General features: G+C 55.6%; 30 protein-coding genes and 1 tRNA gene. 23 read left to right on the top strand and 8 right to left on the bottom strand.

What is annotated here, in order from left to right; genetic code table 11:
* From ubiE to tatC, 8 genes are read left to right on the top strand one after another with little or no spacing between them, the layout of a single operon-like run.
* Nucleotides 1-750: a bifunctional demethylmenaquinone methyltransferase/2-methoxy-6-polyprenyl-1,4-benzoquinol methylase UbiE gene (ubiE, locus tag IMCC21906_RS14120; RefSeq protein ID WP_047012708.1), complete on the top strand. Its 750-nt coding sequence runs from the start codon at nt 1-3 to the stop codon at nt 748-750.
* A gap of 23 nt (nt 751-773) precedes the next feature.
* Nucleotides 774-1,379: an SCP2 domain-containing protein gene (locus IMCC21906_RS14125; protein ID WP_047012709.1), complete on the top strand. Its 606-nt coding sequence runs from the start codon at nt 774-776 to the stop codon at nt 1,377-1,379.
* A 12-nt stretch (nt 1,380-1,391) separates the two neighbouring features.
* Nucleotides 1,392-3,023 (top strand): ubiquinone biosynthesis regulatory protein kinase UbiB, encoded by a 1,632-nt coding sequence (gene ubiB, locus IMCC21906_RS14130; protein ID WP_047012710.1) that lies wholly within the window; start codon nt 1,392-1,394, stop codon nt 3,021-3,023.
* Nucleotides 3,024-3,078: 55 nt separating this feature from the next.
* Nucleotides 3,079-3,468 (top strand): phosphoribosyl-AMP cyclohydrolase, encoded by a 390-nt coding sequence (gene hisI / locus IMCC21906_RS14135; protein ID WP_156166056.1) that lies wholly within the window; start codon nt 3,079-3,081, stop codon nt 3,466-3,468.
* Between the two features lie 7 nt (nt 3,469-3,475).
* Nucleotides 3,476-3,817: a phosphoribosyl-ATP diphosphatase gene (locus tag IMCC21906_RS14140; protein WP_047013454.1), complete on the top strand. Its 342-nt coding sequence runs from the start codon at nt 3,476-3,478 to the stop codon at nt 3,815-3,817.
* 17 nt (nt 3,818-3,834) lie between these two features.
* The gene (gene tatA / locus IMCC21906_RS14145) at nt 3,835-4,062 is read left to right on the top strand and encodes a twin-arginine translocase TatA/TatE family subunit (protein ID WP_047012712.1); all 228 of its coding nucleotides are present in this window, start codon (nt 3,835-3,837) and stop codon (nt 4,060-4,062) included.
* A gap of 3 nt (nt 4,063-4,065) precedes the next feature.
* Nucleotides 4,066-4,464 carry a Sec-independent protein translocase protein TatB gene (gene tatB / locus IMCC21906_RS14150; RefSeq protein WP_047012713.1) on the top strand — a complete coding sequence of 133 codons (399 nt, stop codon included), beginning with the start codon at nt 4,066-4,068 and terminating at the stop codon, nt 4,462-4,464.
* The gene (gene tatC, locus IMCC21906_RS14155; protein ID WP_047012714.1) at nt 4,461-5,228 is read left to right on the top strand and encodes a twin-arginine translocase subunit TatC; all 768 of its coding nucleotides are present in this window, start codon (nt 4,461-4,463) and stop codon (nt 5,226-5,228) included. The genes tatB and tatC overlap by 4 nt, the downstream gene beginning before the upstream one ends.
* On the opposite strand, the gene dnaB is transcribed toward tatC, so the two are convergent.
* The 7 genes from dnaB to rnr all read right to left on the bottom strand — a co-directional run bounded on the left by dnaB (nt 5,225) and on the right by rnr (nt 12,185).
* Entirely contained in the window at nt 5,225-6,634 is a 1,410-nt protein-coding gene (gene dnaB / locus IMCC21906_RS14160) for a replicative DNA helicase (RefSeq protein WP_047012715.1), read from the bottom strand. The two genes, tatC and dnaB, sit on opposite strands and share 4 nt — an antisense overlap.
* Before the next feature lie 194 nt (nt 6,635-6,828).
* Nucleotides 6,829-7,275 (bottom strand): 50S ribosomal protein L9, encoded by a 447-nt coding sequence (rplI, locus tag IMCC21906_RS14165; protein ID WP_047012716.1) that lies wholly within the window; start codon nt 7,273-7,275, stop codon nt 6,829-6,831.
* A gap of 25 nt (nt 7,276-7,300) precedes the next feature.
* Nucleotides 7,301-8,125 carry a hypothetical protein gene (locus tag IMCC21906_RS14170; RefSeq protein WP_156166058.1) on the bottom strand — a complete coding sequence of 275 codons (825 nt, stop codon included), beginning with the start codon at nt 8,123-8,125 and terminating at the stop codon, nt 7,301-7,303.
* A 43-nt stretch (nt 8,126-8,168) separates the two neighbouring features.
* Nucleotides 8,169-8,396, bottom strand: coding sequence for a 30S ribosomal protein S18 (gene rpsR, locus IMCC21906_RS14175; RefSeq protein ID WP_047012718.1), 228 nt, complete (start codon nt 8,394-8,396; stop codon nt 8,169-8,171).
* A 28-nt stretch (nt 8,397-8,424) separates the two neighbouring features.
* Nucleotides 8,425-8,883, bottom strand: coding sequence for a 30S ribosomal protein S6 (rpsF, locus tag IMCC21906_RS14180; RefSeq protein WP_047012719.1), 459 nt, complete (start codon nt 8,881-8,883; stop codon nt 8,425-8,427).
* A gap of 140 nt (nt 8,884-9,023) precedes the next feature.
* Nucleotides 9,024-9,767, bottom strand: coding sequence for a 23S rRNA (guanosine(2251)-2'-O)-methyltransferase RlmB (rlmB, locus tag IMCC21906_RS14185; protein ID WP_047012720.1), 744 nt, complete (start codon nt 9,765-9,767; stop codon nt 9,024-9,026).
* 9 nt (nt 9,768-9,776) lie between these two features.
* Nucleotides 9,777-12,185, bottom strand: coding sequence for a ribonuclease R (rnr, locus tag IMCC21906_RS14190; RefSeq protein WP_047012721.1), 2,409 nt, complete (start codon nt 12,183-12,185; stop codon nt 9,777-9,779).
* Between the two features lie 123 nt (nt 12,186-12,308).
* Here rnr and IMCC21906_RS14195 point away from each other — a divergent pair.
* Together IMCC21906_RS14195 and IMCC21906_RS14200 are read left to right on the top strand one after the other, a co-directional pair.
* A tRNA-Leu gene (locus IMCC21906_RS14195) sits at nt 12,309-12,395 on the top strand.
* A 164-nt stretch (nt 12,396-12,559) separates the two neighbouring features.
* Nucleotides 12,560-13,819: an integrase arm-type DNA-binding domain-containing protein gene (locus IMCC21906_RS14200; RefSeq protein WP_047012722.1), complete on the top strand. Its 1,260-nt coding sequence runs from the start codon at nt 12,560-12,562 to the stop codon at nt 13,817-13,819.
* Between the two features lie 37 nt (nt 13,820-13,856).
* On the opposite strand, the gene IMCC21906_RS14205 is transcribed toward IMCC21906_RS14200, so the two are convergent.
* Nucleotides 13,857-14,138 carry a hypothetical protein gene (locus tag IMCC21906_RS14205; RefSeq protein ID WP_047012723.1) on the bottom strand — a complete coding sequence of 94 codons (282 nt, stop codon included), beginning with the start codon at nt 14,136-14,138 and terminating at the stop codon, nt 13,857-13,859.
* Between the two features lie 478 nt (nt 14,139-14,616).
* On the opposite strand from IMCC21906_RS14205, the gene IMCC21906_RS14210 reads away from it, so the two are divergent.
* The 13 genes from IMCC21906_RS14210 (at nt 14,617) to IMCC21906_RS14275 (ending at nt 26,669) form a co-directional block, all read left to right on the top strand.
* Complete coding sequence (locus IMCC21906_RS14210; protein WP_047012724.1) at nt 14,617-15,357, top strand: hypothetical protein; 741 nt, start codon at nt 14,617-14,619, stop codon at nt 15,355-15,357.
* Nucleotides 15,358-15,476: 119 nt separating this feature from the next.
* Nucleotides 15,477-15,698 carry an AlpA family transcriptional regulator gene (locus IMCC21906_RS14215; protein ID WP_047012725.1) on the top strand — a complete coding sequence of 74 codons (222 nt, stop codon included), beginning with the start codon at nt 15,477-15,479 and terminating at the stop codon, nt 15,696-15,698.
* A 25-nt stretch (nt 15,699-15,723) separates the two neighbouring features.
* Nucleotides 15,724-16,587 (top strand): ParA family protein, encoded by an 864-nt coding sequence (locus IMCC21906_RS14220; RefSeq protein WP_047012726.1) that lies wholly within the window; start codon nt 15,724-15,726, stop codon nt 16,585-16,587.
* A 179-nt stretch (nt 16,588-16,766) separates the two neighbouring features.
* On the top strand, nt 16,767-18,470 hold the full coding sequence (locus IMCC21906_RS14230; protein WP_047012728.1) for a ParB family protein: 1,704 nt from the start codon (nt 16,767-16,769) through the stop codon (nt 18,468-18,470).
* 10 nt (nt 18,471-18,480) lie between these two features.
* The gene (locus IMCC21906_RS14235) at nt 18,481-19,041 is read left to right on the top strand and encodes a DUF2857 domain-containing protein (RefSeq protein ID WP_047012729.1); all 561 of its coding nucleotides are present in this window, start codon (nt 18,481-18,483) and stop codon (nt 19,039-19,041) included.
* A gap of 2 nt (nt 19,042-19,043) precedes the next feature.
* Nucleotides 19,044-20,186 (top strand): STY4528 family pathogenicity island replication protein, encoded by a 1,143-nt coding sequence (locus tag IMCC21906_RS14240; protein ID WP_052763550.1) that lies wholly within the window; start codon nt 19,044-19,046, stop codon nt 20,184-20,186.
* A gap of 215 nt (nt 20,187-20,401) precedes the next feature.
* Nucleotides 20,402-21,181, top strand: a complete 780-nt coding sequence (locus IMCC21906_RS14245; RefSeq protein WP_047013456.1) for a PFL_4669 family integrating conjugative element protein — start codon at nt 20,402-20,404, stop codon at nt 21,179-21,181.
* Nucleotides 21,178-21,714: a DUF3158 family protein gene (locus tag IMCC21906_RS14250; RefSeq protein WP_047012730.1), complete on the top strand. Its 537-nt coding sequence runs from the start codon at nt 21,178-21,180 to the stop codon at nt 21,712-21,714. Before IMCC21906_RS14245 ends, IMCC21906_RS14250 begins: the two co-directional genes overlap by 4 nt.
* The gene (locus IMCC21906_RS14255; RefSeq protein ID WP_047012731.1) at nt 21,711-22,109 is read left to right on the top strand and encodes a single-stranded DNA-binding protein; all 399 of its coding nucleotides are present in this window, start codon (nt 21,711-21,713) and stop codon (nt 22,107-22,109) included. The genes IMCC21906_RS14250 and IMCC21906_RS14255 overlap by 4 nt, the downstream gene beginning before the upstream one ends.
* Nucleotides 22,110-22,440: 331 nt before the next feature.
* A complete protein-coding gene (locus IMCC21906_RS14260) occupies nt 22,441-24,453 on the top strand; it encodes a DNA topoisomerase III (RefSeq protein WP_047012732.1) in 2,013 nt (670 codons plus the stop codon).
* 732 nt (nt 24,454-25,185) lie between these two features.
* Nucleotides 25,186-25,437: a hypothetical protein gene (locus IMCC21906_RS14265; protein WP_047012733.1), complete on the top strand. Its 252-nt coding sequence runs from the start codon at nt 25,186-25,188 to the stop codon at nt 25,435-25,437.
* Between the two features lie 28 nt (nt 25,438-25,465).
* Nucleotides 25,466-25,858 (top strand): hypothetical protein, encoded by a 393-nt coding sequence (locus tag IMCC21906_RS14270; RefSeq protein WP_047012734.1) that lies wholly within the window; start codon nt 25,466-25,468, stop codon nt 25,856-25,858.
* A gap of 94 nt (nt 25,859-25,952) precedes the next feature.
* Nucleotides 25,953-26,669, top strand: a complete 717-nt coding sequence (locus tag IMCC21906_RS14275; protein ID WP_047012735.1) for a hypothetical protein — start codon at nt 25,953-25,955, stop codon at nt 26,667-26,669.
* Nucleotides 26,670-26,720 lie beyond the last annotated feature (51 nt).

Here is a 26,720-nt window from a genome sequence, read left to right on the forward strand (position 1 = left end):
ATGGCAGACGACAAAACCACCCACTTTGGCTTTCGCAATGTTAATGCCGCTGAAAAGGCCGGTATGGTCGCCGGGGTTTTTCATTCTGTGGCAGCAAAATACGATGTCATGAACGACCTGATGTCGGGTGGCGTTCACCGTATCTGGAAGCGCTTCACCATCGAGCTATCCGGCGTGCGCAGCGGCAACCGCGTATTGGATATTGCCGGCGGTACTGGCGATTTGGCCGCCAAGTTCTGTCGTCTTGTCGGTGACGAAGGCAAGGTCGTGCTGGCCGATATCAACGAGTCCATGCTCAAGGTCGGCCGCGAAAAACTGACCAATAACGGCGTGGTTGGCAATATCGAATACGTACAGGCCAATGCCGAGACACTCCCCTTTCCAGACAACTATTTTGACTGCATCACCATCGCCTTTGGATTGCGCAACGTCACCGATAAAGATGCCGCCCTGCGCTCCATGCTCAGGGTGTTAAAACCCGGCGGTCGACTCCTGGTGCTGGAATTCTCCAAACCTGTAAACCCGGTGGTAGAAAAAATTTACGACCGTTACTCCTTCGACATTCTGCCTAAAATGGGTCAGCTAGTCGCCAATGACGCCGAGAGCTATCGCTACTTGGCGGAGAGCATTCGCATGCACCCAGACCAAGAAACCTTAAAAGGCATGATGGAAGACGCTGGCTTCACTCCGGTTCGTTACCACAATATGACCGCCGGGGTTGTCGCCCTGCACCGGGGCGTCAAGCCGTGAAGCACTTGTTCCAGGGACTGGCAATGTCCAGCCTCGAAAACCTGGTCAACCGGGCACTTAACCTGGACCCCGCCACCGCCAACAAGTTAAGCGCCTTGGAAGGCAATCGCTTTGCGCTCTCACTAAAAGAACCAAACCTGGACTTGGTGCTCGGTATTGCTGGCCAACGAGTGCAAATTCTGCACGGTGAGGCCGAAGATGCGACCAGCCGACTAAGCGGACGCTGGCAGGAATTTGCCGCCATTGCCACCGCGGAAGACCCTGGCGCGGCCCTCATTAATGGCGATGTCACATTAACGGGCGATACCGGCGCATTGCTGGAATTTCGTAAAATTCTTGCCGAACTGGACCTGGACTGGGAGCGCCCTTTGGCCGACGCATTTGGAGATGTCGCTGGGCATCAAATGGCAAGAGGCATTCGCTCAGGACGATCGTGGTTGGCCAGCAGCAGTCACAAACTGAACCGCCAGCTGGAAGAATTTGTCCGAGAAGAAAGCCAACTCATTCCTCACCCGGTAGAAACTCAGCAATATTTTGACGATATCGATGCAGTACGCAGCCACAGCGAACGCCTTGAGGCAAAAATTCGCCGCTTGCAACAACGCGCTAACGCATTAAAAAACCAATAAGGACCCGACTCGATGGGCCTGCGACGCCTTTTTATTATTTGCTGGATTCTCTGTCGATACCGACTCGATCTATTGATTCCGCTAGATCGACTGCCACTCCACTTACGGTTGTTTTTCCGTTTTGGCCCTTGGCGATTACTCCCCGCCAACAATCGAAGTCGAGGCGAACGACTGCGCCTGGCGCTGGAAGCACTCGGGCCCGTCTTTATCAAATTCGGCCAATTACTATCCACCCGCCGGGATCTACTCCCAGATGATGTCGCACTGGAACTAGCGCACCTGCAAGACCGCGTACCGCCCTTTCCCAGTAAACAAGCTGTCGACGTTATCGAGAAAGGCCTGGGCGACTCAGTCGCCGTTCTATTTGCCGAATTTGACGACCAACCCCTTGCCTCGGCCTCTATTGCCCAAGTCCACGCGGCCACCCTGAAAAATGGCAAACAGGTCGTAGTTAAAGTGACCCGCCCCGGCATAGAACGGGTGATCGCCAAAGACGTTAACCTGCTACAGACCATCGCCAAGCTCATGCAGCGTTACTTGCCAGATGGTCGTCGCCTCCGCCCATTAGAAGTGGTTGAAGACTACCGTCTCACCATTTTTGATGAGCTTGATTTACAACGCGAAGGCGCTAACACCTCTCAACTGCGGCGCAATTTTCAAGATTCCGACTTGCTTTATGTACCCGAGGTTCATTGGGATTACACCCGTCGCAACATTTTGGTGATTGAGCGCATTCACGGCATTCCGGTTACAGACCTGGATCAGCTCAAAACCCAAGGCACCGACATGAAAAAGCTCGCCGAAAGAGGCGTAGAAATCTTTTTTACTCAGGTGTTTCGAGACAGCTTCTTTCACGCCGACATGCACCCCGGCAATATTTTTGTGGCCGAAGGTCGCCCCCAGTCACCGCAATATATCGCCATTGATTGCGCCATTATTGGCAGCCTCAGCGACTTCGACCAGTACTACTTAGCGCGCAATTTACTGGCCATATTCCAACGCAATTACCGCGAGGTCGCCGAGCTGTATGTCGAGTGCGGCTGGGTGCCACCCGAGACCCGAGTTCATGAATTTGAAGCGGCCATTCGCAGTGTTAGCGAACCCATCTTTGAAAAACCACTGGCAGAAATCTCCTTCGGCCAGCTGCTGGTGTATCTTTTTCAAACCGCTCGACGCTTCGATATGGAAGTACAGCCGTCGCTAGTGTTGCTACAAAAAACCTTGCTCAATATAGAAGGGCTGGGCCGTCAGCTCTACCCCCAGCTAGACCTCTGGTCTACAGCAATGCCATTTCTTGAGCGCTGGGTACGCGACCGCTATTCACCCCAAAGCATGCTTCGCAAAGTCAGCCACCGTTTACCCGGCTGGCTGGAACAGCTGCCGCAATTGCCCGAAGCGCTTATGCAAAATACCCAGTACCAAGGCGGGGGCGATAACGCAGAACTAAAAAGGCAAATCCAATTACTGGAAGATGATTCCGCAAGGCAAAAGCGCGCCCACCGCCGCCGTGTGCTGGGCATTATCAGCGGCCTCGCCGCCTTGTTGGTCGCCAAGCCCGAAGTAAGCCAAGGACTTGAGAATCTGCCCACCATCAGCCTCGGCCTATTAGTCCTGTGCGTTTATTTCTTTCTCAGTGCCCGCTGAGGTAAAGTAGGCCGCTCAGCGATGATTCACCATTTCGTAATAAATGCAGGCTAGTATGACAGCGGATTTTCTAGAGCAGATTAAGTGGAATAGCGATGGCCTTATAGCCGCTATCGCCCAAGACGTTGACAGCGGCCGAGTGCTGATGATGGCATGGATGAACGCTGAATCCTTGCAGCTCAGTATCGCGGAGCAACGCGCAGTGTATTGGTCCAGATCTCGTCAACAGCTTTGGCGCAAAGGTGAAAGCTCTGGCAATGTGCAGCTTTTAAAGAGCGTGTCACTCGATTGCGACGGTGATGCCTTGCTACTGCAAGTTGAGCAGCTGGGCGGCATCGCCTGTCACACTGGCAGACAAAGTTGTTTTTACCGCGAGCTTATCGACGGGCAATGGCAAAACACCGAAGCGGTTCTAAAAGATCCCGGAGAGATGTATGACAAATAACACCGCCATGTCGGACAGTGCTGCCGTATTGGACCAGCTCAGCGACGTGCTCGACCAACGCCGCCAAGCCAGTCCAGACAGCTCTTATGTCGCCAGCCTCCACCATAAAGGTCTGAATAAAATATTGGAAAAGCTCGGCGAAGAAGCCGTAGAAACCGTGCTTGCCGCTAAAGATGCACAACAAAGCGGCAACACAAGCGACTTGGTATACGAAACCGCAGACTTGTGGTTTCACAGCTTGGTTATGCTCTCCCATCTGGGGGAAGATCATCACGCCGTATTAAGCGAATTGGCCAGACGATTTGGTCTTTCAGGTTTAGACGAAAAAGCCGCACGCGGCAAAAACTAATAGAGAGGGTTTAGCAAATGGGAATCGGTGGCATCAGTATTTGGCAATTGTTAATCATTTTGGCCATTGTGGTACTGCTCTTTGGCACCAAGCGATTGAAGTCGCTGGGTACCGATTTGGGCAGCGCGATTAAAGGCTTCAAAAACAGTATTCAGGACGAAGACGAGGATAAGAAAAACCTCGAAAAAAATGAATCGGCAGACATGAAAGCAGAACAAGCTGAAACAGAAGAGACCAAGAAGTAAGCTATGTTTGATATTGGCTTCGCAGAGTTACTGATTATCGCTGTGCTTGGCCTATTGGTATTGGGCCCCGAACGCCTGCCCGGCGCTATTAGAACCGTGTCGCTATGGATTGGACGTTTAAAACGCAGCTTCGCTGACATCCGCAGAGAAATAGAACGAGAAGTAGGCGCTGACGAAATTCGGCAGCAGTTGCACAATGAGTCGGTCATGTCCTCACTGAAAGAAAGCGAGCAAAAATTGCGCAGCTCCGTCGACAATGCCAAGCAAGAATTCAAAACATTGGAACACAAGGCCAACGACAGCCTAAAAGAAAATACCGTCGCGCCACCTCAGTACGACCCACTAGAAGAAAACACCGTTGCACCGCCCCCCAAACCCGCTTCAAAAGACGAGACTCCATGAGCGCCGCCCAGCACCACCAACCAGAAGATAACGGCCAACCCCTCGTCGCCCACCTGACCGAGCTTCGCAACTGCATACTGTACTGTGTGCTGGCCGTGTTGATCTGCGCCCTCGCGCTAATGCCGTTCTCGGCCGAGATTTATACCTTTGTCGCCGAGCCACTGCGCCGCTACTTACCGGAAGGCAGCAGCATGATTGCCACCGAAGTGGCATCGACCTTTCTTACGCCTTTCAAGCTCGTTTTAGTCGCCGCGTTTTGTCTGGCGATTCCGGTAGTCCTGCATCAGGCATGGCGCTTCGTGGGCCCGGGCATGTACCGCCATGAAAAAAAACTCGCGGCACCACTGCTTATCTCCAGCGTATTGCTGTTCTACGCAGGCATGGCCTTCGCCTACTACGTGGTATTTCCGTTGGTGTTCGGATTTTTTAGTGGCATTACCCCAGAAGGCGTGGCGTATACACCCGATATCGCCCGCTTTCTAGACACCGCACTCAAGCTGTTTTTAGCTTTTGGGGTCGCCTTTGAGATCCCCATTGCGACGGTGCTACTGATTAGCGCTGGCGTTATCAGCGCCAAAGATCTTGCCGCCAAACGGCCTTACGTGATTGTAGGGTGTTTTGTATTTGGCATGCTGCTGACCCCGCCGGATGTAATCTCGCAAGCGCTACTGGCCGTACCGATGTGGTTATTATTTGAAACGGGCATTATCTTTGGCCGCTTTATCAAACCCCGGGTCGCGGCCGCCGAAGAACAGGATGATTAATCGTCGTCAGGGCCGCCAAAGCCAAACGCAAGATTTTCGAAGCGGGTATACTTGCCAATAAAGCTTAATCGCGCCGTACCAATAGGGCCGTTACGCTGTTTGCCGATAATAATCTCGGCCGTGCCTTTATCCGCAGATTCTTCGTTGTAGACCTCATCGCGATAAATAAACATGATCACATCGGCGTCCTGCTCGATGGCACCCGACTCCCTAAGGTCAGAGTTAACCGGCCGTTTATTGGGTCGCTGCTCCAAGGCTCGGTTTAGCTGAGACAGCGCCACCACTGGACAATTAAACTCTTTCGCGATCCCCTTCAAGGAGCGAGATATTTCTGAAATTTCTGCGGTACGTCCCTCTCCACCTCGGCCCGCTACCTGCATCAACTGCAAATAGTCGATCATCATCATGCCGATGCTGCCATGCTCCCTCAAAATTTTGCGGGCACGTGAGCGTAGTTCCGTGGGCGTGAGTGCTGGCGTATCATCAATATACAGCGGCCGGTCTTTGAGCTTGGATACCGCCCCGGTCAACTTCGGCCAATCATCTTCTTCCAAGCGCCCGGTTCGCACCCGGCCTTGATCAATTCGTCCCACCGACGACAGCATCCGCATCATCAGCTGATTGGCGGGCATTTCCATGCTGAAGACCAACATTGGTTTTTCTGATTTAAGCAGAGCATTTTCCACCAAGTTCATCGCAAAGGTGGTTTTACCCATAGAGGGCCGGGCAGCCACAATAACCAAATCAGAATTTTGCAGCCCCGAAGTCATTTCATCGAGCTTTTCAAACCCCGTGGTCAGACCGGTGATGGCGTCTTCGTTATTAAACAGCTCATCAATTTTTTCTACTGCATCTTTTAGCAGCGGATTAATGGGCTCCAAGCCACCCATTTTCGGACGGTCTTCAGCGATCTGCATGATCCGCCGCTCGGCCTCGTCCAAGACCTCTTCGCTACTGCGCCCCTCAGGGTTAAAGCTGCTGTCCGCAATCTCGTTGGCAACACTGATCAAGGAGCGAAACGTTGCCCGCTCCCTCACTGCCTGAGCATAGGCGCGAATATTGGCGACAGAGGGTGTGTTACTGGCAATTTCGGCCAGATATGCCGCGCCACCCACTTCATCCAAATGTCCCGCGCCAGCGAGTGCTTCGGCCAGGGTCACCACATCAATAGGCTGCTGCAGCTCTACCAAGCGGGCCATTTGCGCAAATAGTTTGCGATGTTCAGGCCGAAAAAAGTCGCCCTCGCCAAGCACATCCGCAACGGCATCCCACGACTCATTGGCAATCATCAGGCCGCCCAGCACCGACTGCTCTGCCTCTAATGAATACGGGGGCAGCTTCAGATTAGCGAAAGCCTCATCTTCATCGGCAAAAGGGGGTTGCTCTGGGTAGGACTCAGTTTGCACAAGTATTCTTCATTATTGGAACGGGTATCGGCCGATCATTGTGTCAAAAAAGCAAAAAAAAACACAGAGGTTAATCCCCTGTGTTTTTTGATCTTCACTTAGCGTTGTGCCACGCGCAAACAAGCACCGAAGTTAGCCGACACGCGCTTAACCAGCAAGCCCGCCGTCGTCACACTCTCCCGCTAAGGAAAAATTTACTCAGCAACAATCTCAACAGCAACGTCTTGCATCACGTCGCTGTGAACTTGAACAGCGATAGTGAAGCTACCCGTTTCACGAATCGGACCTTCAGGCATCCGGATTTCGCTTTTGTCGACAGCTTGGCCAGCGGCAGTAATTGCCTCAGCAATATCGCGAGTACCGATAGAGCCAAACAACTTGCCACCTTCGCCAGAGTTCGCGGCGATAGTCACACTGACCTCAGCCAGTTTAGCTGCACGCGCATCGGCTTCAGCACGTTTAGCAGCAGCGGCTGCTTCCAGCTCAGCACGACGCGCCTCAAAGTTAGCGACGTTGTCATCATTGGCAGGTACTGCTTTGCCAAAAGGAATCAAAAAGTTACGGCCATAGCCGGACTTAACAGTGACTTGGTCACCCAAATTACCCAGCTTGCCAATTTTTTCAAGCAGAATCACTTGCATGGTTCTAACCCTCTTAAACGCGTTGTCAGCTACCCGTTGGTGGCGACATCCGCTTTCTAAAATCAATCCAACTATCCAGAATTGCGACTATTACCAGCAGCGCCCACAAGGGACTGAGCAACAACAGCGCAACATAAAATCCTACCAACCAGAAGCGTCCCATTTGGCGCTTCCCAATCACCCCATGAATCAGGGCTAAACCGGAAATAACGAAGGGCAGCAAACAAATCACCCCCCAAAACCGATAATCTTCACCGCTGTAGCGCAATAACAGCATCACGGCAACAAGCACCAAACTGATACTGGATGGCAGCCGTAAACTCCACATTTCCTCCTGAAAACCACCAGGATTGTAGAGCATTGCCTGCCACCAACGCGCCAACATTACTGCCAGCACACTCCAAAGCATAGTACTACCGCCAATCGCAGCAGCGACATCGCCGCGCTGCATCGCAGGTAACTGCCCCTGAGACTGCTGCGTCAACTGGTCCATCATCGGCTTTAGCAAATCAACAATTTCTTGCAGATATGCACTGCCAAAATGAAGCAGCATCAACGCGGTTACCAAACCCATTGCCACCGCAGCTGCGATGGCCGTAGACCAAGTGCCACTTTGACGTAACAAGTGTGCGGTAACAGCCGTGCCCAGTAACATTGTTAACGGGCCAACATCATTGCCAATATAGGCTACAGCGATAGCTGGCAGCAGTGCCCAAAAAACAACATAGGCGCCTTCTGCCAGCCCTTTTCTTAACATGACCAGCGCCGCAGCTGCGGCACCAATCCAGGCAAAAAACAGGGTTCCAATTCCCAGGCCCGCTACTGCGACAGCCTGGAAGCGCCCTTTCATAATAAACTCTGCTAAGGCGCGCATAAAAAACCTGTTCGATTTATTACTGGTGGCTGTCCGTGAAGGGCAGCAACGCCAAGAAGCGAGCGCGTTTGATAGCGGTCGACAACTGACGCTGATAACGGGCATTAGTACCGGTGATACGACTAGGTACGATTTTGCCAGTTTCAGAAACATAGGCTTTCAGCGTGTCCAGATCTTTATAATCGATCTGCTTTACACCTTCAGCGGTGAAACGACAAAACTTACGACGACGGAAAAAACGTGCCATTTTTAAATCTCCTCACTAGTTCGCTGAATTAAGCGTTTTCTGCTTCTGGGGCCGAAGGCTTCTCGGACTCTTCGGTTTTTTCAGCGCTGCTGTTGTCTTCGCTGTCACGGCTTGGGCGCTCTGTGCGCTCAGGACGATCGCTGCGGCTACGGCGCTCACGGCTCTCTTTCTCAGCTTTCATGATGGGAGATTCTTCGGTCACAGCTTCGTCGCAACGAATTACCAGATTACGCAGAACCGCATCGTTATAGCGGAAGTTAGTGGTCAGCTCGTCAACCGCTTCAGCAGAAGCTTCAACGTTCATCAGCACGTAGTGGGCTTTATGAATTTTGTCGATAGGGTAAGCCAGTTGACGGCGACCCCAATCTTCTAGGCGGTGTACTTTACCGCCGTCTTTTTCGATGGTCTGGGTATAACGTTCAACCATACCCTGAACTTGCTCGCTCTGGTCTGGATGGACCAAGAACACGATCTCGTAGTGACGCATTTATATGCTCCTTACGGGTTTAGCCACCCTTTTGGTGTGGCAAGGAGAACAGGCCTCGGCACGGGCAGAGGTCTGTCATGAAATCAAGAGCGCGGATTTTAGGCAAGGGCCGCCCAGGATGCAAGCAATTTGGGTGTTTTTCAGCCAATTAGCGCAGATTGACGTTGACGCACCGCTTCAAACAGACAAATACCGCTCGCGACAGATACATTTAAGCTACTCACCGAACCCGCCATGGGCAGCTTGGCAAGATAGTCGCAACGCTCCCGCGTCAGGCGTCGAAGACCATCGCCCTCCGCACCCATCACTAACGCAATAGGACCGCGCAAATCCCGCTCATACAAGGATTCGTCGGCCTCCCCCGCCAGCCCCACAATCCACAAGCCATTATCTTGGAGCTGCTTCATGCAGCGGGCCAAATTGGTGACTGCAATAAACGGCACCACTTCAGCAGCGCCACAGGCCACTTTCATGACGGTGGCATTCAGGCCAACCGACTTATCCTTTGGTGCGACAACCGCCGTCACCCCAGCGGCATCAGCACTGCGTAAACAAGCACCGAGATTATGAGGATCTGTCACCCCATCCAGAATCAAAACCAGCGCCTGGCTCCCTGCCGCATCAATCAATGCGGACAAATCCTTCTCGCTATACTGGCTGGAAGTGTCGGCTTCGGCGATCACCCCTTGGTGACGACCCTCCGCCATTTCATCCAGTTTTTTTCTGGCGATTTCGGCAACCGATATTCCCTGCGCCGCAGCTAAGGCCAACACCTCTTGTAAGCGTTGATCGTCTCGACCGCTTTGCACATACAAGGCTTTAACCCGCTGCGGACTGCGCTGCAAAAGACTTTGCACAGCGTGCAAGCCAAATATTTTTTCCATACAACTTCCCTAACGACGCCGACGCTTTTTGTTGGCACCTTGGCGCTTTGCGCCGCTGTTTTTATCACTATCCCCAGCGCCCTTTTTACCACCGCTGGCTTTTTTCTTATTGCGCCCACCGCTGGGAATCTCTCCCCGCGCCAATGCATCTCGCACTGACGGTTTCTTTTTGCGGCCAGGACCGGCATCAACCATACCCAGGTCAATTTTGCGTTCATCCATATCCACAGCCAAAATTTGCACGCGGACAGTATCGCCCAACTGAAAGCTGCGACGAGTACGCTCACCAATTAAGCGCTGATGAGCCGGGTCAAACTGATAATAATCCTGGGGTAGCGCAGAGATATGCACCAAGCCTTCTATATAAAAGTCCTGCAGCTCGACGAACATACCAAAGCCCGTTACCGCCGCGATCACCCCGTCGTATTCGCCGCCAACATGCTCCTGCAAAAACTCGCATTTGAGAAACGCCATCACATCACGGCTGGCATCATCTGCTCGTCGCTCAGCCATCGAGCAATGCTCGCCGAGCCCGATCAAGCGCTCCATATCATAGGGGTAGATTTTTTGGCGACCGAGTTTAGCGGCATCCGGCTCGCAGTGGAAACAGTTCTTCGCCTCTCCGCCACCATTGCGGACCAGATAGCGTAATGCCCGGTGGACGAGCAAATCCGGGTAGCGGCGTATCGGCGACGTAAAATGCGTATAACCTTTATAGTGCAGACCAAAGTGGCCTTGATTTTCGGGTTGATACACCGCCTGGCTTAACGACCGCAGCAGCATGGTCTGAATCATCTGCGCATCGGGCCGCTCGCCCAGAGCACCCAACAACGTCTGATAATCCTTGGGCGTAGGTGTTTCACCACCCCGTAAACCCAAACCAATTTCACCAAGAAAAGTCCGCAAGCTTTCCAGTTTCTTTTCAGAGGGGCCATTATGCACACGGTACAGTGCTTCTAAGCCTGAACGTTCAAGCGCTTTGGCAGTGGCGACGTTAGCGCAAAGCATGCACTCTTCAATCAGTTTATGAGCATCATGACGATGCACCGGCACAATGGCCTCAATGCGCTTATCCTTATCAAAGACCACGCGGGTTTCAACGGTTTCAAAATCAATCGCCCCCCGCTCAGAGCGCGCCGCCCGCAGAGCCTTGTATAAATCGTGCAAACATTGCAATTGCGGCACTAAGTGACCATGACGGCCAGAATCGTAGCTGGAATCCACTTCTGGCAGCCCCAGCAACGCGCCAACTTCGTTATAGGTCAAACGGCCATGGGAGCGAATAACCCCTTCGTAAAACTGAAAGCCGCTTAAATTACCCCTAGCGCTAATGGTCATTTCACAGACCATGGTCAGCCTATCGACATCTGGCTTTAATGAGCACAAACCGTTGGACAGCGCCTCGGGCAACATGGGCACAACGCGATCGGGAAAGTAGACCGACGTTGAGCGTTTTTGTGCCTCTTGGTCTAGCGGTGAACCAACTTGTACATAATGGGAAACATCGGCGATAGCGACCCATAAGCGCCAGCCGCCGCCTTTTTTGACCTCGCAATACACCGCGTCATCAAAATCTCTTGCATCCTCGCCATCAATGGTGACTAACGGCAGCTCTCGCAAATCGACTCGCGCCTTTTTGTCCTTTTCATGGGGTTCAGTACCAAAACCTCGCGCCTCTTCCTCAACCTCATCGGGCCATTCAAACGGGATCTCATGGCTACGAATGGCCAGCTCAGTGGCAACACCCGCTGTTTTCCGGTCGCCCAACACATCCACAATACGGCCCCGTGGCTGCCGTCTTGGCCCCGGCTGCTGACTGATATCAACCATGACGTAGTCACCTTCAACGGCACCCGCACAGTCATCATCCTCCAGACCAATCCAGTTTTGAATCCGACTGTTATCCGGTACAACCTGGGGCTTACCCCGGTGGTCAATCAACTTACCCACCAACTGCTTGGTGCGCCGTTCCAGCACCTCAACAATTACCCCCTCTCGGCGGCCGCGCTGGTCCAGGCCGGTGACTTGCACGCTGACCAAATCGCCATCAAAGATTTGCTGCATCTGGCGATTGGCCAAATAAACATCGTCTTCTTCATCTACCAGCAAAAATCCAAAGCCATCGCGATGCCCCTGAACCCGGCCCGTGACCAGATCACTGGCATCTAAGGCACTATAGCGGCCACGTCGACCTTCATTAATTTGCCCGTCTCGCAACATCGCTTTAACACGACGGCGCAAACCTTCCTCTTGGTCTTCGCCCTCAATACTGAGGGCAGCCTTAAGCTGGCCCATATTAAGACCGCGCTCAGAGCCCTGAAGCTTGTCAAGAATAAACTCCCGACTGGGAATGGGGTTGTCGTAGCGTTCAGCCTCTCGGGCTGCGTGGGGGTCTGCTTGGATGCGGCGTTTTGCCATGCAGTAGAACGTCCTCTTTTAATAAATGTTAAAACTCTGACAACAGTGTAACGCAAGCGTTGACAAAATAGCTTTCAATAAGTAAATTGCGCGCCTCAGTATTATGCTGACGCTCATCTCCTTGCCCAGGTGGTGAAATTGGTAGACACGCTAGCTTCAGGTGCTAGTCCTCGCAAGGGGGTGGAGGTTCAAGTCCTCTCCTGGGCACCATTTTGAATTCCAGAGACTTCCAACAAAATCTCTAAGTCATTGAAAAAGCCCGCGAAAGCGGGCTTTTTCGTTCCAGCATGCGCTACCGGGTTCCACTGAAAGCCATGTGCAAATGAGTACATTTTTGAGTACACTAAAAGTTCGAGAGAAAAAGTGTACTCACCATGCCCCTTACCGCACGAGAAGTCCAGGCTGCCAAGCCTAAAGACAAGCCTTATGGCCTCGCCGATGGCGGAGGCCTCTCCCTGTGGGTGACCCCCGTGGGGCAGAGGTACTGGCACTTCCGCTATCGCATCGACGGCAAACAACCTCGTATTTCCTTGGGTGTCTACCCCACTATTTCACTCCAACTTGCTCGCGAGAAGGCGGCTGAAATGCGTGCACTTGTGGCACGCGGTATCGACCCGAGCCAGAAACGCAAAGTTGATAAACAAGCATCTACCGAATCAAAGACCAATCTGTTCAGGGTAGCCGCAGAGGACTGGTACCAAAGCAAGGTCAAAGCTGGTCGCTCGGCGTCAACCTTGGATAAAATGCGGACCTACCTCGACAAGGACATTCTCCCCGTACTGGGGGACAAACACCTTCCCAGCGTATCGAGGGCAGACTGTGCTTCCGTACAAACCCGCATCGAGAAACGTGGCGCACTGAACGTCTCCAAGAAAGTCCGCGGCTGGCTGCGCGAAATCTTCAGCCGGGCGATCGCCAAAGGGCTATGCGACAACAACCCGGCATCGGAGCTGCGCTATATCGCCAAGGAAGCCCCGAGAGCCGAGCACTACCCACATTTACTCGAACCTGAGTTACCGGATTTTCTCCGCAAGCTGGACAACTCGACCAGTCGCCTCATCAACCGCACCGCAGCCTGGATGGCAATCCTCACCGCCTCCCGCCCTGGTATGGTTCGCTTCGCCCAATGGCACGAAGTCGACCTGGATGATGCGATCTGGCGTATCGACGCGGAGAAGATGAAGATGCGCCGTATGCACGTAACGCCGCTTCCGACCCAACTCGTTGCAATGCTCAAAGAGCTCCGGGAAATTACCGGAAGGCAACAGTATCTTTTCCCCGGCATCGGCACCAAAAACGCCATGATCAGCGAAAACACGGTCAACAAGGTATTTCGCCTCATAGGCTACAAGGGTCGCATGGTGAGCCACGGCACTCGACACACCGCCAGCACGCTGCTCCGGGAACATGGCTGGCCCAAGCAGTTCGTGGATGCGCAACTGTCCCACAAGGAAACCGGAATTGCCGGCGACTACAACCACGCCATCTATCTTCCCCAGCGCCGACTGATGATGCAGTGGTATGCAGACTATCTGGATGCGTTAAGGGTGGGTTTGACTTCGAAACAGTCGCAAGCATTTGCAAGACGAGTGAATACTAATGCACGTCTTGAAACAGCGTCAGCCGAGAGTTGACCGGAATAGTCAGTGAGCACGGCCCAGCTCCACAAGCTTAACATCGCTGTCGTCGAGTGAGTTTGTAAATATCCACCCGCCAATCAGCATCATCGATTTCTTCAAACTTTTCGATTTCCTCCGCAATCAGCGTCAGAAAATCATTCAGATACAACTTCCTGTCCGGTTCAATTTCGTATTCATCCACCAGACCAGAATCGGCTTCCACACGGACACGTCCCAGCCAACGCAAACGGGCATTTTCGTATTCCTTGGGTAGAGGCTGCTTGGCACGACAACCACTTCCGTAGGATCGGACCAGTTTCCGTTTTACCGCCATGTTTAGGCCAATACTTCTTGGTTTCGCATTGGATTGATCAACGCAATGACACTGTTTCTATTTTGATCTGCTGTGAGACCTGTTGCGCAACTATTCGAACTGCAAATATGAACAAAGTATGACAAGACTCTCACTGCAACCCTATTTACCTGTGACCTAATCAGCAACAGCTGAAGCCCGCAAAGACACAGAAATCCACACTGACCCAATCGGTCTTGGCTTTCCCGAATTCAGTCACAACACTTCTATGCCCGATGTATCCACCGCCAGTAGAAAATCAATTGCAATCCAGCGGGGATAAAAGATTCAGGTTTTCGGCGTTTGCGCCTCTAAGGAGTGTACGTGTTAAGCAATCTATAGCCCAAACGCCGCAAAACCATCACAACCGGTTCGCGGCCGACTCCATCGTGTATACACCTCGAAAACCGTCATAGGTAACACCCCTCCAGGGTGAATAACAATCGATGAGGGTATCGGTATGCCCGGCAGCGCGCCTGAAAAAATCTTCTATCGCCCCATTGAGGCGGCCATCCGTTGGAGCGATCTGTTCGACCACGAGCATCATATCATTCAGGTGCTCGGGGCTCATCAAGTCCCCGCTCCAACCGATTTCCCGCAATGGCCCAGGCTCCATTTGAACACCGCACGAATACTGGATGCCCTGACCAACAGAGATCTTCCCTATGGAAAGAATGGTGTCACCTGTGAAGACCCGCTGCTCCTGGATGATCCTGACCTGACGGTCCGCCATGTGGATCTGAAAGCCTGGATGGCCTCTACCTACCCGGAAGAAAAACCCGGATTCCTGTTCGGAGCAATCGAACAACACCTATTCACTGGTCTCAGTACTGAAGCTATTCAAATCTTACTGGCCGACCGGGAAGCCCTGAAAATACAGCTTGCAGACCAAGAACACATCTGCCAGGCACTCCAGATCAAATACGACGCACTCAGAGAGGATTATGAGCATCAACAGCTGAGCATACGCCGGGGAAAGTCACCCGGCGCTCGTAGCGAATCAACCTACCTCAACATTGTCGCCGGGCTGTTGAGTCTGTTACTGGGACACTCACCGTCGGGCCAGCCTTATTCGTCCTTCAAATCCCAAGACGCTGTTATCAGCGCCATGATTGCCCATTCCCCCAACACCATGGGTATCACTGAGCGTACCCTCCAGGCCAAGTTCGCCGAAGCCAAACGCCACTTGGCATCGAACTGAGGCATCAAGTCTATAACAGCGGTCCGGGATGCCGCATTTGCGGTGTCGTTTTCCGGCGAGCTGTATTTAATACCGACCATGTCCCAACAAACGCCAAGGAGCGTCCAGGAGTGGTCCCTATGTCTCAGCAACCTTTAGCAGCGATGAATCCCAGTGAACGCCGCATCCTCCGCCGCGCCGAGGTGGAAGCCAAGACGGGCTTCAAACGCGCCCACATCTACAATCTGATGAAAGCGGGCAAGTTTCCCAAAGCCATTCGCCTGGGTGTCCGTGCCGTGGGCTGGGATTCGGTCGAAATCGACCAGTGGATCGCCGAACGCCGCAAAGACCGCACCCTCTGACACCGGGATTTGGAGGGTCAGCACTATGCAAGTGATCTCCGTGATATCAACCAAAGGCGGTATGGGGAAAACCACCATCGCGGCCAACCTTGGCGGCTTCGCCGCCGACGCCGGGCTGCGGGTGCTACTGGTAGACCTCGACGTTCAACCAACCCTGTCCAGCTACTTTTCTCTGAATCAACAGGCCGTCGGCGGGATCTACGAACTGCTGGCATTCAATGAACAAGTGCCAGAACAGGTTATCTCCCGCACGGCGGTTCACGGACTTGACCTCATCCTATCCAATGACGACAAGGGGCAGTTGAACACGCTATTGCTGCATGCGCCGGATGGCCGCCTTCGCTTACGCCATCTCCTGCCGTCCTTCGCTCCCCACTACGATCTGATGCTGATCGATACCCAGGGCGCGCGCAGTGTGATGCTGGAGATGGCAGTGCTCGCCTCGGACTTGGCGTTGTCCCCGGTTACCCCAGAAATCTTGGCGGCGCGGGAGTTGCGGCGGGGAACCCTGCAGTTACTCGATGACATCACGCCCTATCGCCATCTTGGTATTGCGCCACCGCCGCTGCATTTGCTGATCAACCGTGTGCACTCTGTTTCCTCTAATGCGCGCGCTATTCAGCAGGCGTTGCATCAGCTGTTCCGCAGACAAGTGGGAGTTTCACTACTGGCGACCAGTATCCCGGCTATCGAAGCCTATCCCCGGGCGGCCACCCTGAGCCAACCGGTCCACCGGGTTGAGCATCGCCGCCCCCATGGGCGCGTGGCACCAGCGGCCCTGGAAACGATCAAGACATTGGCGCGGGAACTGCTGCCGCAATGGGAAGACCGCTTTGATGGCGTAACGCCCGCAACCTGTCGGAGGGCGGCCCATGTCGAATATCGTTGAACCGGCGAACCGGACATGCCCGAAACGGCGCAGGCTGATGACCTTCGCACAAGCACACGGGTGGCATGTCGCCTACCGCGCTGCCAATCAGTTCGTACTCACCAAGCCGGACATGCCGGCCATCGGCACCGCAGCGTTGCTCCTGCCCACTCGGCGTCCCGCGACCAGGAATCCCCGCCATGGCTGAGCAGGATCCCAACGCCATCGCCGGCAAGTTACTGGCCGAGGGGTTTGCCCGCTCCGGCCCGAAGGCCGAGCAGTTGAGCGACCCCATCGAGGACACCCCCATGGTGGTCACATTGGACCAGTTGCGTCCCTACGACCTGAACCCGCGCGTGACCCGCAATCCCCGCTATGATGACCTCAAAGCCTCAATTCGCGAGCGGGGGCTCGACGCTCCTCCGGCTATCACCCGGCGGCCGGGTGAGTCCACCTATACCATCCGCAATGGCGGCAACACCCGTTTGGCCATACTCAATGAACTTTGGCGTGACACCAAAGAAGAGCGCTATTTTCGTATCACCTGCCTGTTTCGCCCATGGTCGGCGCGCGGTGAGATCATCGCGCTGACCGGCCACCTGACCGAGAATGAACTGCACGGCGGGCTTTCATTTATCGAACGCGCGCTGGGCATCGAAAAGGCGCGGGAACTGTATGAAGCCGAAGGCGGGCAGTCACTGTCACAATCCGAACTCTCCCGTCGCCTCACCGCGGATGGCTACCCCGTTTCTCAGTCCCATATCAGCCGGATGCAGGACACCATCCGCTATCTGCTGCCCGCGATTCCCACCCTCCTGTACGCTGGCCTTGGGCGTCCACAGACCGAGCGGCTCACCACCTTGCGCAAAGCCGGGGAGCGAGTTTGGAGCACCTACACCGCCAAGGACACTGGCGTGGACTTCACCACACTGTTCCAGGAAGTCCTCACCCTCTTCGATCATGCCGGCGATGAATTTCCTCTGCAACGCATCCAGGATGAATTGATCGGGCAAATGGGGCACGTCCTCAATGTGGACTACGATACTCTGGCGTTGGCGATTGACAGTTCCGCACATCGGCAACGGACGCTCGAAGCGCCGCCACCCGATACGTCCGGATTACCTCATAATTCGGATCAACCCGTAGTCCCAAAAACGCCGGTATCGCCGGATATCAATCACCTATCTCAGCCGGTGGCCAACCCGCACATTGACGAAGATGATCCCCGTTCGACCAAGCCATCCGGGCAATCGAAGGCGGCGGATACTCCGGCTGCCAGTGCGAACCCCGCTGAATACACACCCGACGAAGCACGGGCTGCCGACAACGAAATTCCCGAGGAATCCCTACCCTCGACAACAGACCGCTTACAATCGATTCAACGCCTGGTGGCCGAACAAACCGGTGAGAGGCTGCCCGAACCAATCAACGCTGGGGCAGACACGTATTCTCCCCTGACGGAAACAGGGGCTACTGAATCCTCACTGGGTTCACCGGACCAGCTTCGCATCACCATCGGCGAGCTGGCCGCCACCATCGCCAACGAGATTGGCGAAAGCGGCCGGGTGAATCCCGTCAGTACGGGCATCGGTTTCACCTGTCGGCGCGACGGTACGGCTCCGGATGATGTACTGCCGGATACCCCCTCACATCCGTTGTTTTCCTTGTTGTCGGCGATGGAAACCTGTGCCTGCGCAGATAGCCCGACAGTACAGCCTGCGTCTATCGCCGATATCGTGCGATCACTGGTTGGGGATTGGTTCCATACCGACCAGGAATCTATCCCCCATCTCAGCGATAGCGGCCTGGACCGTTTATTCCAGCTGTTCCGTCTGGCGCGCCAGCTGCGGGAATGGCAGTGGAGCGACGCACCCGAGCCCGTCGGCAAACCCGATCGTCGGTGAGGATTAAACTGTGTCAGGTCCCCACCCACTCAACCAGGCCGTTATCGCACAAGCGCTGCATGATTTGCGCAACGGTCAGCTGCGACGCTGCAAGGCCATGGGATTTGGGGAAGAGGAACTCGATGCCCTCAAACACCCCGCACTGGTGAGTGTCCTGATCAATGCCTCGGTCTCCTGGTGCAAGGTACAGGTCAATCGCGAGGTACTGAAGCATCTGCTCCGCCAGGTCGAGGATGTCGAGCAGGAAATCCTGACGATAGACCGAATGCTCCGGCTGGGGGCCAGTACCGATATGATCAGTAGATTTTACGGACTGACTCACCAGGAAGTGGCGCTTCGCCGCGATGTACTGGGCCTGCCAAAACGCAAGGGGCGACACCCGGTATTGAGCGAAGAGCAGGAAATGGCGCTGTGGCAACGATGGCAACCCGCCATCAAGGCGAGAGAAATCGATTTCGATGACGACGCGGCCATGCTGGATCTCGCCATGGAGTTGGCCGAGGCGTTGAGCCTGCCCATGTCGGTGATCTGGGCCACTATCCGGAGCTGGATTGACCAGGGACTGGCGTAGTCATGGCTGCCGATGACCCGAAGGGTTCCCTGGATGCCCTGAGCGCAATATTGGAAGCCGCCTCCCGACAGAGCGGCAAGACCGCAGCTCAGGACGCGATTCTGTTCAGCGGCAACCGCCACGAGAGCGTCCCCCGCACGCTCTTCTTCGACCGACGCCTTACACCGCTGGAGCGCAATGCCTGGCAAGTACTCCGTCTCCTGCTGAACCCCGACGAGATCACGGTCTTTCCCACCTACGAACGGTTGCGCCCCTTTCTCGCCGCCATGCCCTGTACCGGCAAAGCCTCTCACGAAACCGTCGCCCGGGCACTGACACTGTTGCGGCTCACCCGCTGGCTGAGCCTGGTCAGGCGTCGGCGCAACGCCCGAACCGGTCGTATCGAAGGGAACCTGTACGTGCTTCATGACACGTCACTCACCCCGTTTGAAGCCATACACCTGGATACCGACTATCTACACCTGATCAGCCAGTCACTCACCCATGCCAGCAAGGCGATACAACGCGTTGCCTCGGAAACCCTGCGGGAACTGGCGGACGATCCGCAGGTGAGCCAACGCGCACTGCCGACACGTCTGCAGGCCATCACCGAGCAGTTACTTACCCCTTCATCGGAAAAAGCGGCAGGTTATCCACAGCCCGGCACTGGCCACCAATCCGAAGAAGGGAATATGGCCCCGCTTCGGAATGACGAGGAACAGCCTTCGGATTCCGAATCGGGTCGGCAAGCCAGTGGTAACAACGGTCTTCGGAATCCGAAGGCAGACCGTACAGTAAGTAGTAGTAATCAAAGTATTCATAAAGTACTTACTGGACGCGAGCTCGCCAAAAATCTGCATTTGCCGGACTATTTTTTCAAGCTGCGGGAAGAACAACAGAAAGGCGCACTGGCCGCGTTGCGCCAGGTGGATGAAAAGCTGCAACAGGCTGTGCTGGATGAATGGACCGTGCGCTGCCTGTCCGGCGATGTACGCAATCCCGCCGGCTACCTGTTCGGCATTATCCAGAAAGCCATCCGCGGTGAATTCAATACCTGGGTCGGGGATCTGCTGGCCGACGCGCGTCCATCATCCGGGCACATCCCCGATGACGAGCGAACGGTGCATGAACATATGGCGCAGCTGCGGTCGCTATTCAAACCCTGAACGGTGTTTGCAGCGGAACCCATTTCCGGCGCTATGCGAGTCGCATAGCTCATCCTGCCAACGATCCGCCCCTTAAGGTTATGCCACTCGCATAGCGCCATCTGTTGCAGCACCCTCACCCTGACAATCCGGCTCCCACCGGCTTCGACTTGTTGACTGACAGCCTTCCGCTGGCGCAGGACACTCATCCCCAAACTGACGACGAGAGTGATCCTATGGCCAATGACATGAAGATGAACCTCGGCTCCCTGCGCAGCACCATGACGCTGACGCTGCACACCCATCACGCCTCGCGAATCTGGCATGGCCGGGCCCCCGCGGAAGGCCGCCCAGGCATCATCGGTCTTAACGGTTTTCTGGCCATCATGAATAAAATGAAACGCGGGTCAGAGCAGGATGACCCCTACTCCGACTGGTGGATGCTCCGCGTCGAGGAGAAGTTGGCCGACACCAAGGACCGGTTACAGGCGCTACGGGAGCAGGTTGATCAGGCACTCGCCGATGTCCCCTCCGCCCTCAGCCTGGGGGACAACCTCAATGTCCAGCCGGTGACGCTGCCGCTGTTTGTGAACGCCCAACTGGGATTTATGGCCGTGTACCTGCTCGCGGATTTTGACGCACTGGCACGGCATCTCATTCTCGCCCATCACACTGCCCTGATTGATCGCAGCACCCTGGAACGGTGGCTGAACGACGGCGCCCACGCCCTGCGCAGCCTATTCTCACTGGCCCAGCAGTACAAATATTCCGGGACAAAACGGGACGACTATGCCGCCAGAAATGCCGCCGCCCGTGCAGCACTTGAAAAGTACGGCCCGCTGCCGCAAGACGTGCTCGAAGGCACCCGCCGGTCCCGCTTCGCACCACCACTGGCACGCGACTCATCTACAGCCGATAGCGATGACGTCGACAGTACCGAATCGACCCTGGCAGCGGACAAACCCACGCCGGTGGATACGACGGCTCCTCAATCCGCCGAGAGCGATTCGTTATGAGTGACCCTCACCCACAAGGCAATCGCTATTTCGTGCCTCTGGTACAGACTGACTTCCAACGCCTGGAACACGCCGCCTACCTAAAAGGCCTTTTAAAACCTTTTAAAGGTAAGGGGGAACTGGAGGACTGGGCCGACCAATGCCGAGCGCTCCGGGATGACCTGATCGAACTCGCTGAGCGGCGGGTGCTCGGGCAGGTGCGTGGGTACCCCTTCACCCTGCTGGGGGTACATCTGGCCCAGCAAGCCACCAGCGCGGGCACCACTTTTCTGCGCTGGCGCAATCTCGATCGCTCCAGTATGGGAGTCCCGCTCTGGGAACAGGCAATGCTCAGTTCAGCAACTCCCGACACACTCGTCGACGACCTTTACGCTCAGGAGCTACAGCGCATCGCCCTGAATATGCAGATCAGCCTGACTCACAGCATCGCCCGCCAGGCTTTTGAATGCGCCGAGAAGATGGCCCGGGCCGAGATGATTTACCTGCAACGTGCCGATCGGCAACGTTTAACCACCGAGGAGGAATCCCCATGAGCACACATTTTTTTGGCGAAGGCAACATCGGCTCGAAGCCCGAGTACCGCGAATTTGCCAATGGCAACGACGAACCCCGGCGACTGCTGCGGCTGAATGTCTACTTCGACAATCCGGTACCGGTGCAGGAAGGGTACGAAGATCGCGGGGGCTTCTGGGCTCCGGTGGAGCTGTGGCATCGCGACGCCGAACGCTGGCACCTGCTGTATCAAAAAGGGATGCGGGTTCTGGTGGACGGGCGCACAGTGCGTGACGAGTGGGAGGACGCAGAGGAAAACGAACGCGTCACCTTCAAGATCGAGGCACGACGTGTGGGTATCTTGCCGTACCGGCTTGACGATGTGGTACTCAGCGCCAAATCCACCAGCGAAGAGTCACCTGCGGACGACAGGTGAATTGATCGGAACGCTGGCCGGCCATGAGCGGCTGTAGCAACCTTTGGCCGCTCATCCTGCGCCAGCCACTACCTGCCCGCCAATACCCTGCACCGGGATGCAGATCCGACGCTGGCAACCCGGTAAAGCGGAACGTGATGGAGCCTCCTGTTCTTCCACTGTGTTCCATTCGCGCCACAGTGCGAAGCTTTGGTAGCGCTATCTCTCGCCACACTAATGCAAATGTTCGGATGAAAGCCGGAACACCCGGTGCCGGTTTCATCGCGGTGGCCGGCGCTGCCGGAGGCGACAATAACCGGGTGTTCTGTCACCACCTTGCCGGAGTCATCACATGCGCCTGTTCCTGTGCGAAAAACCCTCCCAGGGAAAAGACATCGCACGGGTATTGGGTGCAACACGGCAAGGAACCGGCTGCTACAGCGGTACCGGCATTACCGTAACCTGGTGCATCGGTCACCTGATCGAAGCGGCAGCCCCGGAAGTTTATGGTGACGAGTACAAACGCTGGTCCCTCGATCAGCTCCCAATTATTCCCAAGGTCTGGCGCAGCGACATCAAAGCATCGACCGCAGCCCAGTACAAGATTGTCAAACAATTGCTCAAGCAAGCCACTGAGCTGGTTATCGCCACCGACGCAGACCGTGAAGGTGAAATGATTGCCAGGGAGGTGATCGAACTGTGCGGCTACAACGGTCCCATTCAGCGATTGTGGCTTTCCGCACTCAACGACGCCTCTATTCGCAAAGCGCTGGGCGCTCTGAAACCCGGGAGCGAGACCCTGCCGCTGTACTACTCTGCGTTGGCGCGGTCGCGGGCGGACTGGTTGATCGGTATGAACCTGAGCCGGTTGTTTACCCTGCTCGGTCGCCGCAGTGGTTTCGAGGGCGTGTTATCCGTTGGACGTGTGCAAACCCCTACCTTGCGTCTGGTGGTAGACCGCGACAGGGAAATCTTTGCGTTCACCCCAACCCCCTACTGGTCAATTGCGGTCAGGCTCATCTCGTCCGAAAGTCACTTTCTTGCGGAGTGGATACCACCAACGGACACCGCCGACGAGGCGGGACGCTGCGTACAGGAGCAGGTGGCGCAGCACGCCGTTCAATCCATCCGGACCGCCCGAACGGCGCGAGTCTTGTCAGCCGATACAGAGCGTGTCCGGGAGGCGCCGCCACTGCCTTTTGATCTGGGAACCCTGCAGGAGGTCTGCTCACGACAGCTGGGGCTGGATGTCGCGGAAACCCTTCGGATTGCCCAGTCCCTGTATGAAACCCACAAGGCGACGACGTATCCCCGTTCAGACACCGGGTACTTGCCGGAAAACATGCGGCGTGAGGCTCCCGTAGTGATCAAAGCCTTGCTTGCGGCGGACCCCGCGTTGGCCTCTCTTATTGAGACACTGGATCTCAATCTACAGTCCCGCGCGTGGAACGATGCCAAGGTCACGGCGCACCACGGCATTATCCCGACACAGGCGCCCTGCCAGCTGTCCGCCCTATCGGATAAAGAGCAGGCGGTCTACGCCATCATCCGTGCCCACTATCTGTGTCAGTTTCTCCCCCACCATACGTTTGATCGAACGACGGTGCTGCTGGAAGCCGGGGAACAGCCGTTGAAGGCCACCGGCAAGCGGGTCATCGATCCCGGTTGGCACCGGGCACTGAGAAGTGATGCACAGGACAATCAGGAGGAACCGGGAGCGCAGCCTAGCCAGCAACTGCCCTCCCTCGCCACCGGCACAGACTGCAGCATTACCGGCACCGAACTAAAGGCACTGCACACCAAGCCGCCCAAACCCTATACACAGGGCGAATTGATCAAGGCCATGAAAACCGTCGCCCGCCTGGTAAATGACCCGCGCCTGAAGCAGATTCTCAAGGAGACAACCGGTATCGGCACCGAAGCGACACGCGCCGGCATCATCAGTGGTTTGCTTGATCGCGGTTATCTGCAAAAACGTGGTCGAGCCCTTCGTGCCACGGAGGCAGCCTATACCTTGATCGACGTGGTCCCGGAGGCCATCGCCGATCCGGGCACGACGGCGATCTGGGAACAAACCCTGGATTTGATCGAAGCGGGAGACATGACCCTCGGCGCCTTCCTCGACAAGCAAAGCGCCTGGGTGACACAACTGGTCCAGCAGTACGGCACCCTCTCCCTGGACATCAAACTGCCACCCTCACCCACCTGCCCGGATTGCAGCTCACCCATGCAACGGAAAGGCGGTCACAAAGGCGCGTTTTGGTCCTGCGTACGCTATCCGGACTGTAAAGGGACGCGCCCCATCGCGAAGCCTCTGCGTGGGAAAACACCCAGGCAGCGGCGACGGTCCACACCTCACAGCTAAGGCGTCATACGACCCCCGGCAATTGAGGCGCACTGGCCCGAAATCGGGCAGCCCAGGCACGCGACCCCTTCTGTCACGGCGTGCGCACCCTGTCGGTTTTCACTCACCACGGGTGAGAAGGTTTCTCCTCCGACAACTATTGAGAGTAGTTGCCAGTCATCAGCCTGCTTCCGTTGCTCCCGAAGGGTCTCCTGGGCGCTTGCCGCGCGAGCGCCCAGGAGACCCTTCGGGGTTGACGGTACTCATTCCCGGTGCCCGCCGGTGAAACACTGGGCTCCCTTTGTGCGCGGATGTGTGCCACAACATTCCGGCTCCAACCACGACACGGGTCGGGTGAATCGCCAAGAGAAACGGCTTTGATGACGGCCAGATTATCATGTGATTCACGGGTGGTGATTTCTCGTTGCCGAAGGTAATCGCCTTCGGCTGCCTTCTCTTTCTTCGCTTTGTCTCAGCGCCTCTGCCCCCACAGCGTGCCAATCCGGTCGCCGCGGAAACCCCATAGACCCTCGCTCACACACCACCCTCTCGACACGATACCCCCACATATTGCTGACCCGGTCAGCACTGTGCCCCGGCAGCAGCGGTCTTCAATGCTGCATCGCGGATATTCCGCGCCGACCGCGCCAGCCCGTTCCGCATCGTATCGCGGGCGTCCGCCTTCACCGGTGGCGATGCCTTGTTGTTCCAAGAGCCCTTTTCACTCTGTAGCAAACCGCAGGAGATCAAACCATGTCTACCCGTAATCATCCTCCACCCGGCACAACGTGTCAGGAAACACCGATAACCACCGGTCGATTGGCCAAGACGTTCGCCGACCGGAGTCTGCCTCTGCAAGTTCTGCGCAGTGGCCGCGGCTACTACCTCGGCACCTCAGATCAGGACGGCCCGGTTTCCCGGGAATCTGTCGAATATTTTTCCCAACTCCCCGACGCACAACACGCACTGGATACCGGCAACTGGACCCAGCGCGAAGCGCCATAACACGTTTCATAACTTCAGGAGATTTTTTATGACCTTATCCACCCACCAGGAAGCGTTTGCCTGGATTGCCCGGGAGCAGGATCATTTTGAGCAGGCCCCCAACGCATTTCTAAACGCATGGCGACAAGGTGTTGCCCTCGCCGGCATTGAGCTTTTTGGCGATGGCACGCAAGACACCTGGGAACAGGCGACCGACAAATGGGACTTGCGCCCCAACCTGTTGCTGATCAACGACACCGTCGATGTCATGAGTTCCGGCCAGAAAAGGTTCCTTGCCGCATTGGTGAGTTTTTATAACTCCCAGGAAGGCGGCGCACTGTTTCGCCGTGTTGGCATTGAAGGCCTGGCCGATCTCAGCGGCCTGGACCTGACACGTCGCGAAGTGATCGCAGCGCTGATTCTGAACTACTGCGGCTGGTAGTCGCGACCACATTGATCCACTTGAAATCATTCACCCACCGGGGCTCACTTCCCGGTAGGGGTGGGCTCTGCCCTACCTCTACAGGAGATCCACCATGAGCGCTATCATCAACCCCTTTATCCGTGGCTTTAACCATCTCACCACGCAACGGCAGTTAGTCATTACCTACGAGGATGATTGTCCGCCGGCCTTTCGTCCCCTGCATGAATCTCAAGCCCATTTACGGGACGACGAGATTCGGCAGCATCCCTGCATCTTTTGCGACAGCTTTGCACTGATCACCGAGGGACAAACCGTTCCGGATGTCATTGAGGCCCAATGCACTGGCATTGGAATCGTACGCACAGTGGTCTATGCCGTGATGGCCAACGATACTGGGCATCCCATGCATGTTGGCGACACCTATTCAGCGGAGTCCGCCGCGACGCTCATTCACCGTCTGCATTTTATGACGGGGCACTACAGCCGGTGTTGGGAGATCAGTTCGGCCCACATCAGTCGGCAGGCATTGGCTGGATTGGGTGCAATGGCTGATATCGCAACGCCGAGTGGCTTGCTGTTTGAAGCGTTCAGGCTGCCGTACAGCCACGCTGTCGGAGTCAAGCTTATCGCCACACCCTGGACCAGTGAGAACCTTCGGCACATCACCGACCAAAACGCGACACAACTGCGCCAGGAGCATATGGCGGCAGGACTGCCCGGATCGCTGGTGAATGTGTTGCACCTGGCCGCGCTTGCCGATACGCGGATTCTGATATTTGATCCCGATGCGCCAGCGCTGGAAGGTTTACCACTTCACGACCATGGGTAGTATACAAGAGCCCCACCACGGGGCTCATTTTTTAGCTCAGCTTATGTTTAC

Origin of the sequence: Spongiibacter sp. IMCC21906 (assembly GCF_001010805.1) — a bacterium.
In the GTDB taxonomy this organism is placed as follows: Bacteria; Pseudomonadota; Gammaproteobacteria; order Pseudomonadales; family Spongiibacteraceae; genus Spongiibacter.

Excerpts from the sequence above, each read along its gene's own strand:
- IMCC21906_RS14260 (WP_047012732.1), top strand. The coding sequence starts at position 22,441 with ATGCGCCTGTTCCTGTGCGAAAAACCCTCCCAGGGAAAAGACATCGCA.
- IMCC21906_RS14210 (WP_047012724.1), top strand. The coding sequence starts at position 14,617 with ATGCCCGGCAGCGCGCCTGAAAAAATCTTCTATCGCCCCATTGAGGCG.
- IMCC21906_RS14250 (WP_047012730.1), top strand. The coding sequence starts at position 21,178 with ATGAGTGACCCTCACCCACAAGGCAATCGCTATTTCGTGCCTCTGGTA.
- IMCC21906_RS14215 (WP_047012725.1), top strand. The coding sequence starts at position 15,477 with ATGTCTCAGCAACCTTTAGCAGCGATGAATCCCAGTGAACGCCGCATC.
- rplI (WP_047012716.1), bottom strand. The coding sequence starts at position 7,275 with ATGCAAGTGATTCTGCTTGAAAAAATTGGCAAGCTGGGTAATTTGGGT.
- rnr (WP_047012721.1), bottom strand. The coding sequence starts at position 12,185 with ATGGCAAAACGCCGCATCCAAGCAGACCCCCACGCAGCCCGAGAGGCT.
- IMCC21906_RS14200 (WP_047012722.1), top strand. The coding sequence starts at position 12,560 with ATGCCCCTTACCGCACGAGAAGTCCAGGCTGCCAAGCCTAAAGACAAG.
- IMCC21906_RS14255 (WP_047012731.1), top strand. The coding sequence starts at position 21,711 with ATGAGCACACATTTTTTTGGCGAAGGCAACATCGGCTCGAAGCCCGAG.
- IMCC21906_RS14125 (WP_047012709.1), top strand. The coding sequence starts at position 774 with ATGTCCAGCCTCGAAAACCTGGTCAACCGGGCACTTAACCTGGACCCC.
- rlmB (WP_047012720.1), bottom strand. The coding sequence starts at position 9,767 with ATGGAAAAAATATTTGGCTTGCACGCTGTGCAAAGTCTTTTGCAGCGC.
- IMCC21906_RS14240 (WP_052763550.1), top strand. The coding sequence starts at position 19,044 with ATGGCTGCCGATGACCCGAAGGGTTCCCTGGATGCCCTGAGCGCAATA.
- tatA (WP_047012712.1), top strand. The coding sequence starts at position 3,835 with ATGGGAATCGGTGGCATCAGTATTTGGCAATTGTTAATCATTTTGGCC.
- IMCC21906_RS14275 (WP_047012735.1), top strand. The coding sequence starts at position 25,953 with ATGAGCGCTATCATCAACCCCTTTATCCGTGGCTTTAACCATCTCACC.
- tatC (WP_047012714.1), top strand. The coding sequence starts at position 4,461 with ATGAGCGCCGCCCAGCACCACCAACCAGAAGATAACGGCCAACCCCTC.
- IMCC21906_RS14230 (WP_047012728.1), top strand. The coding sequence starts at position 16,767 with ATGGCTGAGCAGGATCCCAACGCCATCGCCGGCAAGTTACTGGCCGAG.
- IMCC21906_RS14245 (WP_047013456.1), top strand. The coding sequence starts at position 20,402 with ATGGCCAATGACATGAAGATGAACCTCGGCTCCCTGCGCAGCACCATG.
- IMCC21906_RS14170 (WP_156166058.1), bottom strand. The coding sequence starts at position 8,125 with ATGAAAGGGCGCTTCCAGGCTGTCGCAGTAGCGGGCCTGGGAATTGGA.
- tatB (WP_047012713.1), top strand. The coding sequence starts at position 4,066 with ATGTTTGATATTGGCTTCGCAGAGTTACTGATTATCGCTGTGCTTGGC.
- hisI (WP_156166056.1), top strand. The coding sequence starts at position 3,079 with ATGACAGCGGATTTTCTAGAGCAGATTAAGTGGAATAGCGATGGCCTT.
- rpsF (WP_047012719.1), bottom strand. The coding sequence starts at position 8,883 with ATGCGTCACTACGAGATCGTGTTCTTGGTCCATCCAGACCAGAGCGAG.
- IMCC21906_RS14270 (WP_047012734.1), top strand. The coding sequence starts at position 25,466 with ATGACCTTATCCACCCACCAGGAAGCGTTTGCCTGGATTGCCCGGGAG.
- IMCC21906_RS14140 (WP_047013454.1), top strand. The coding sequence starts at position 3,476 with ATGTCGGACAGTGCTGCCGTATTGGACCAGCTCAGCGACGTGCTCGAC.
- IMCC21906_RS14265 (WP_047012733.1), top strand. The coding sequence starts at position 25,186 with ATGTCTACCCGTAATCATCCTCCACCCGGCACAACGTGTCAGGAAACA.
- rpsR (WP_047012718.1), bottom strand. The coding sequence starts at position 8,396 with ATGGCACGTTTTTTCCGTCGTCGTAAGTTTTGTCGTTTCACCGCTGAA.
- ubiB (WP_047012710.1), top strand. The coding sequence starts at position 1,392 with ATGGGCCTGCGACGCCTTTTTATTATTTGCTGGATTCTCTGTCGATAC.
- ubiE (WP_047012708.1), top strand. The coding sequence starts at position 1 with ATGGCAGACGACAAAACCACCCACTTTGGCTTTCGCAATGTTAATGCC.
- IMCC21906_RS14205 (WP_047012723.1), bottom strand. The coding sequence starts at position 14,138 with ATGGCGGTAAAACGGAAACTGGTCCGATCCTACGGAAGTGGTTGTCGT.
- IMCC21906_RS14220 (WP_047012726.1), top strand. The coding sequence starts at position 15,724 with ATGCAAGTGATCTCCGTGATATCAACCAAAGGCGGTATGGGGAAAACC.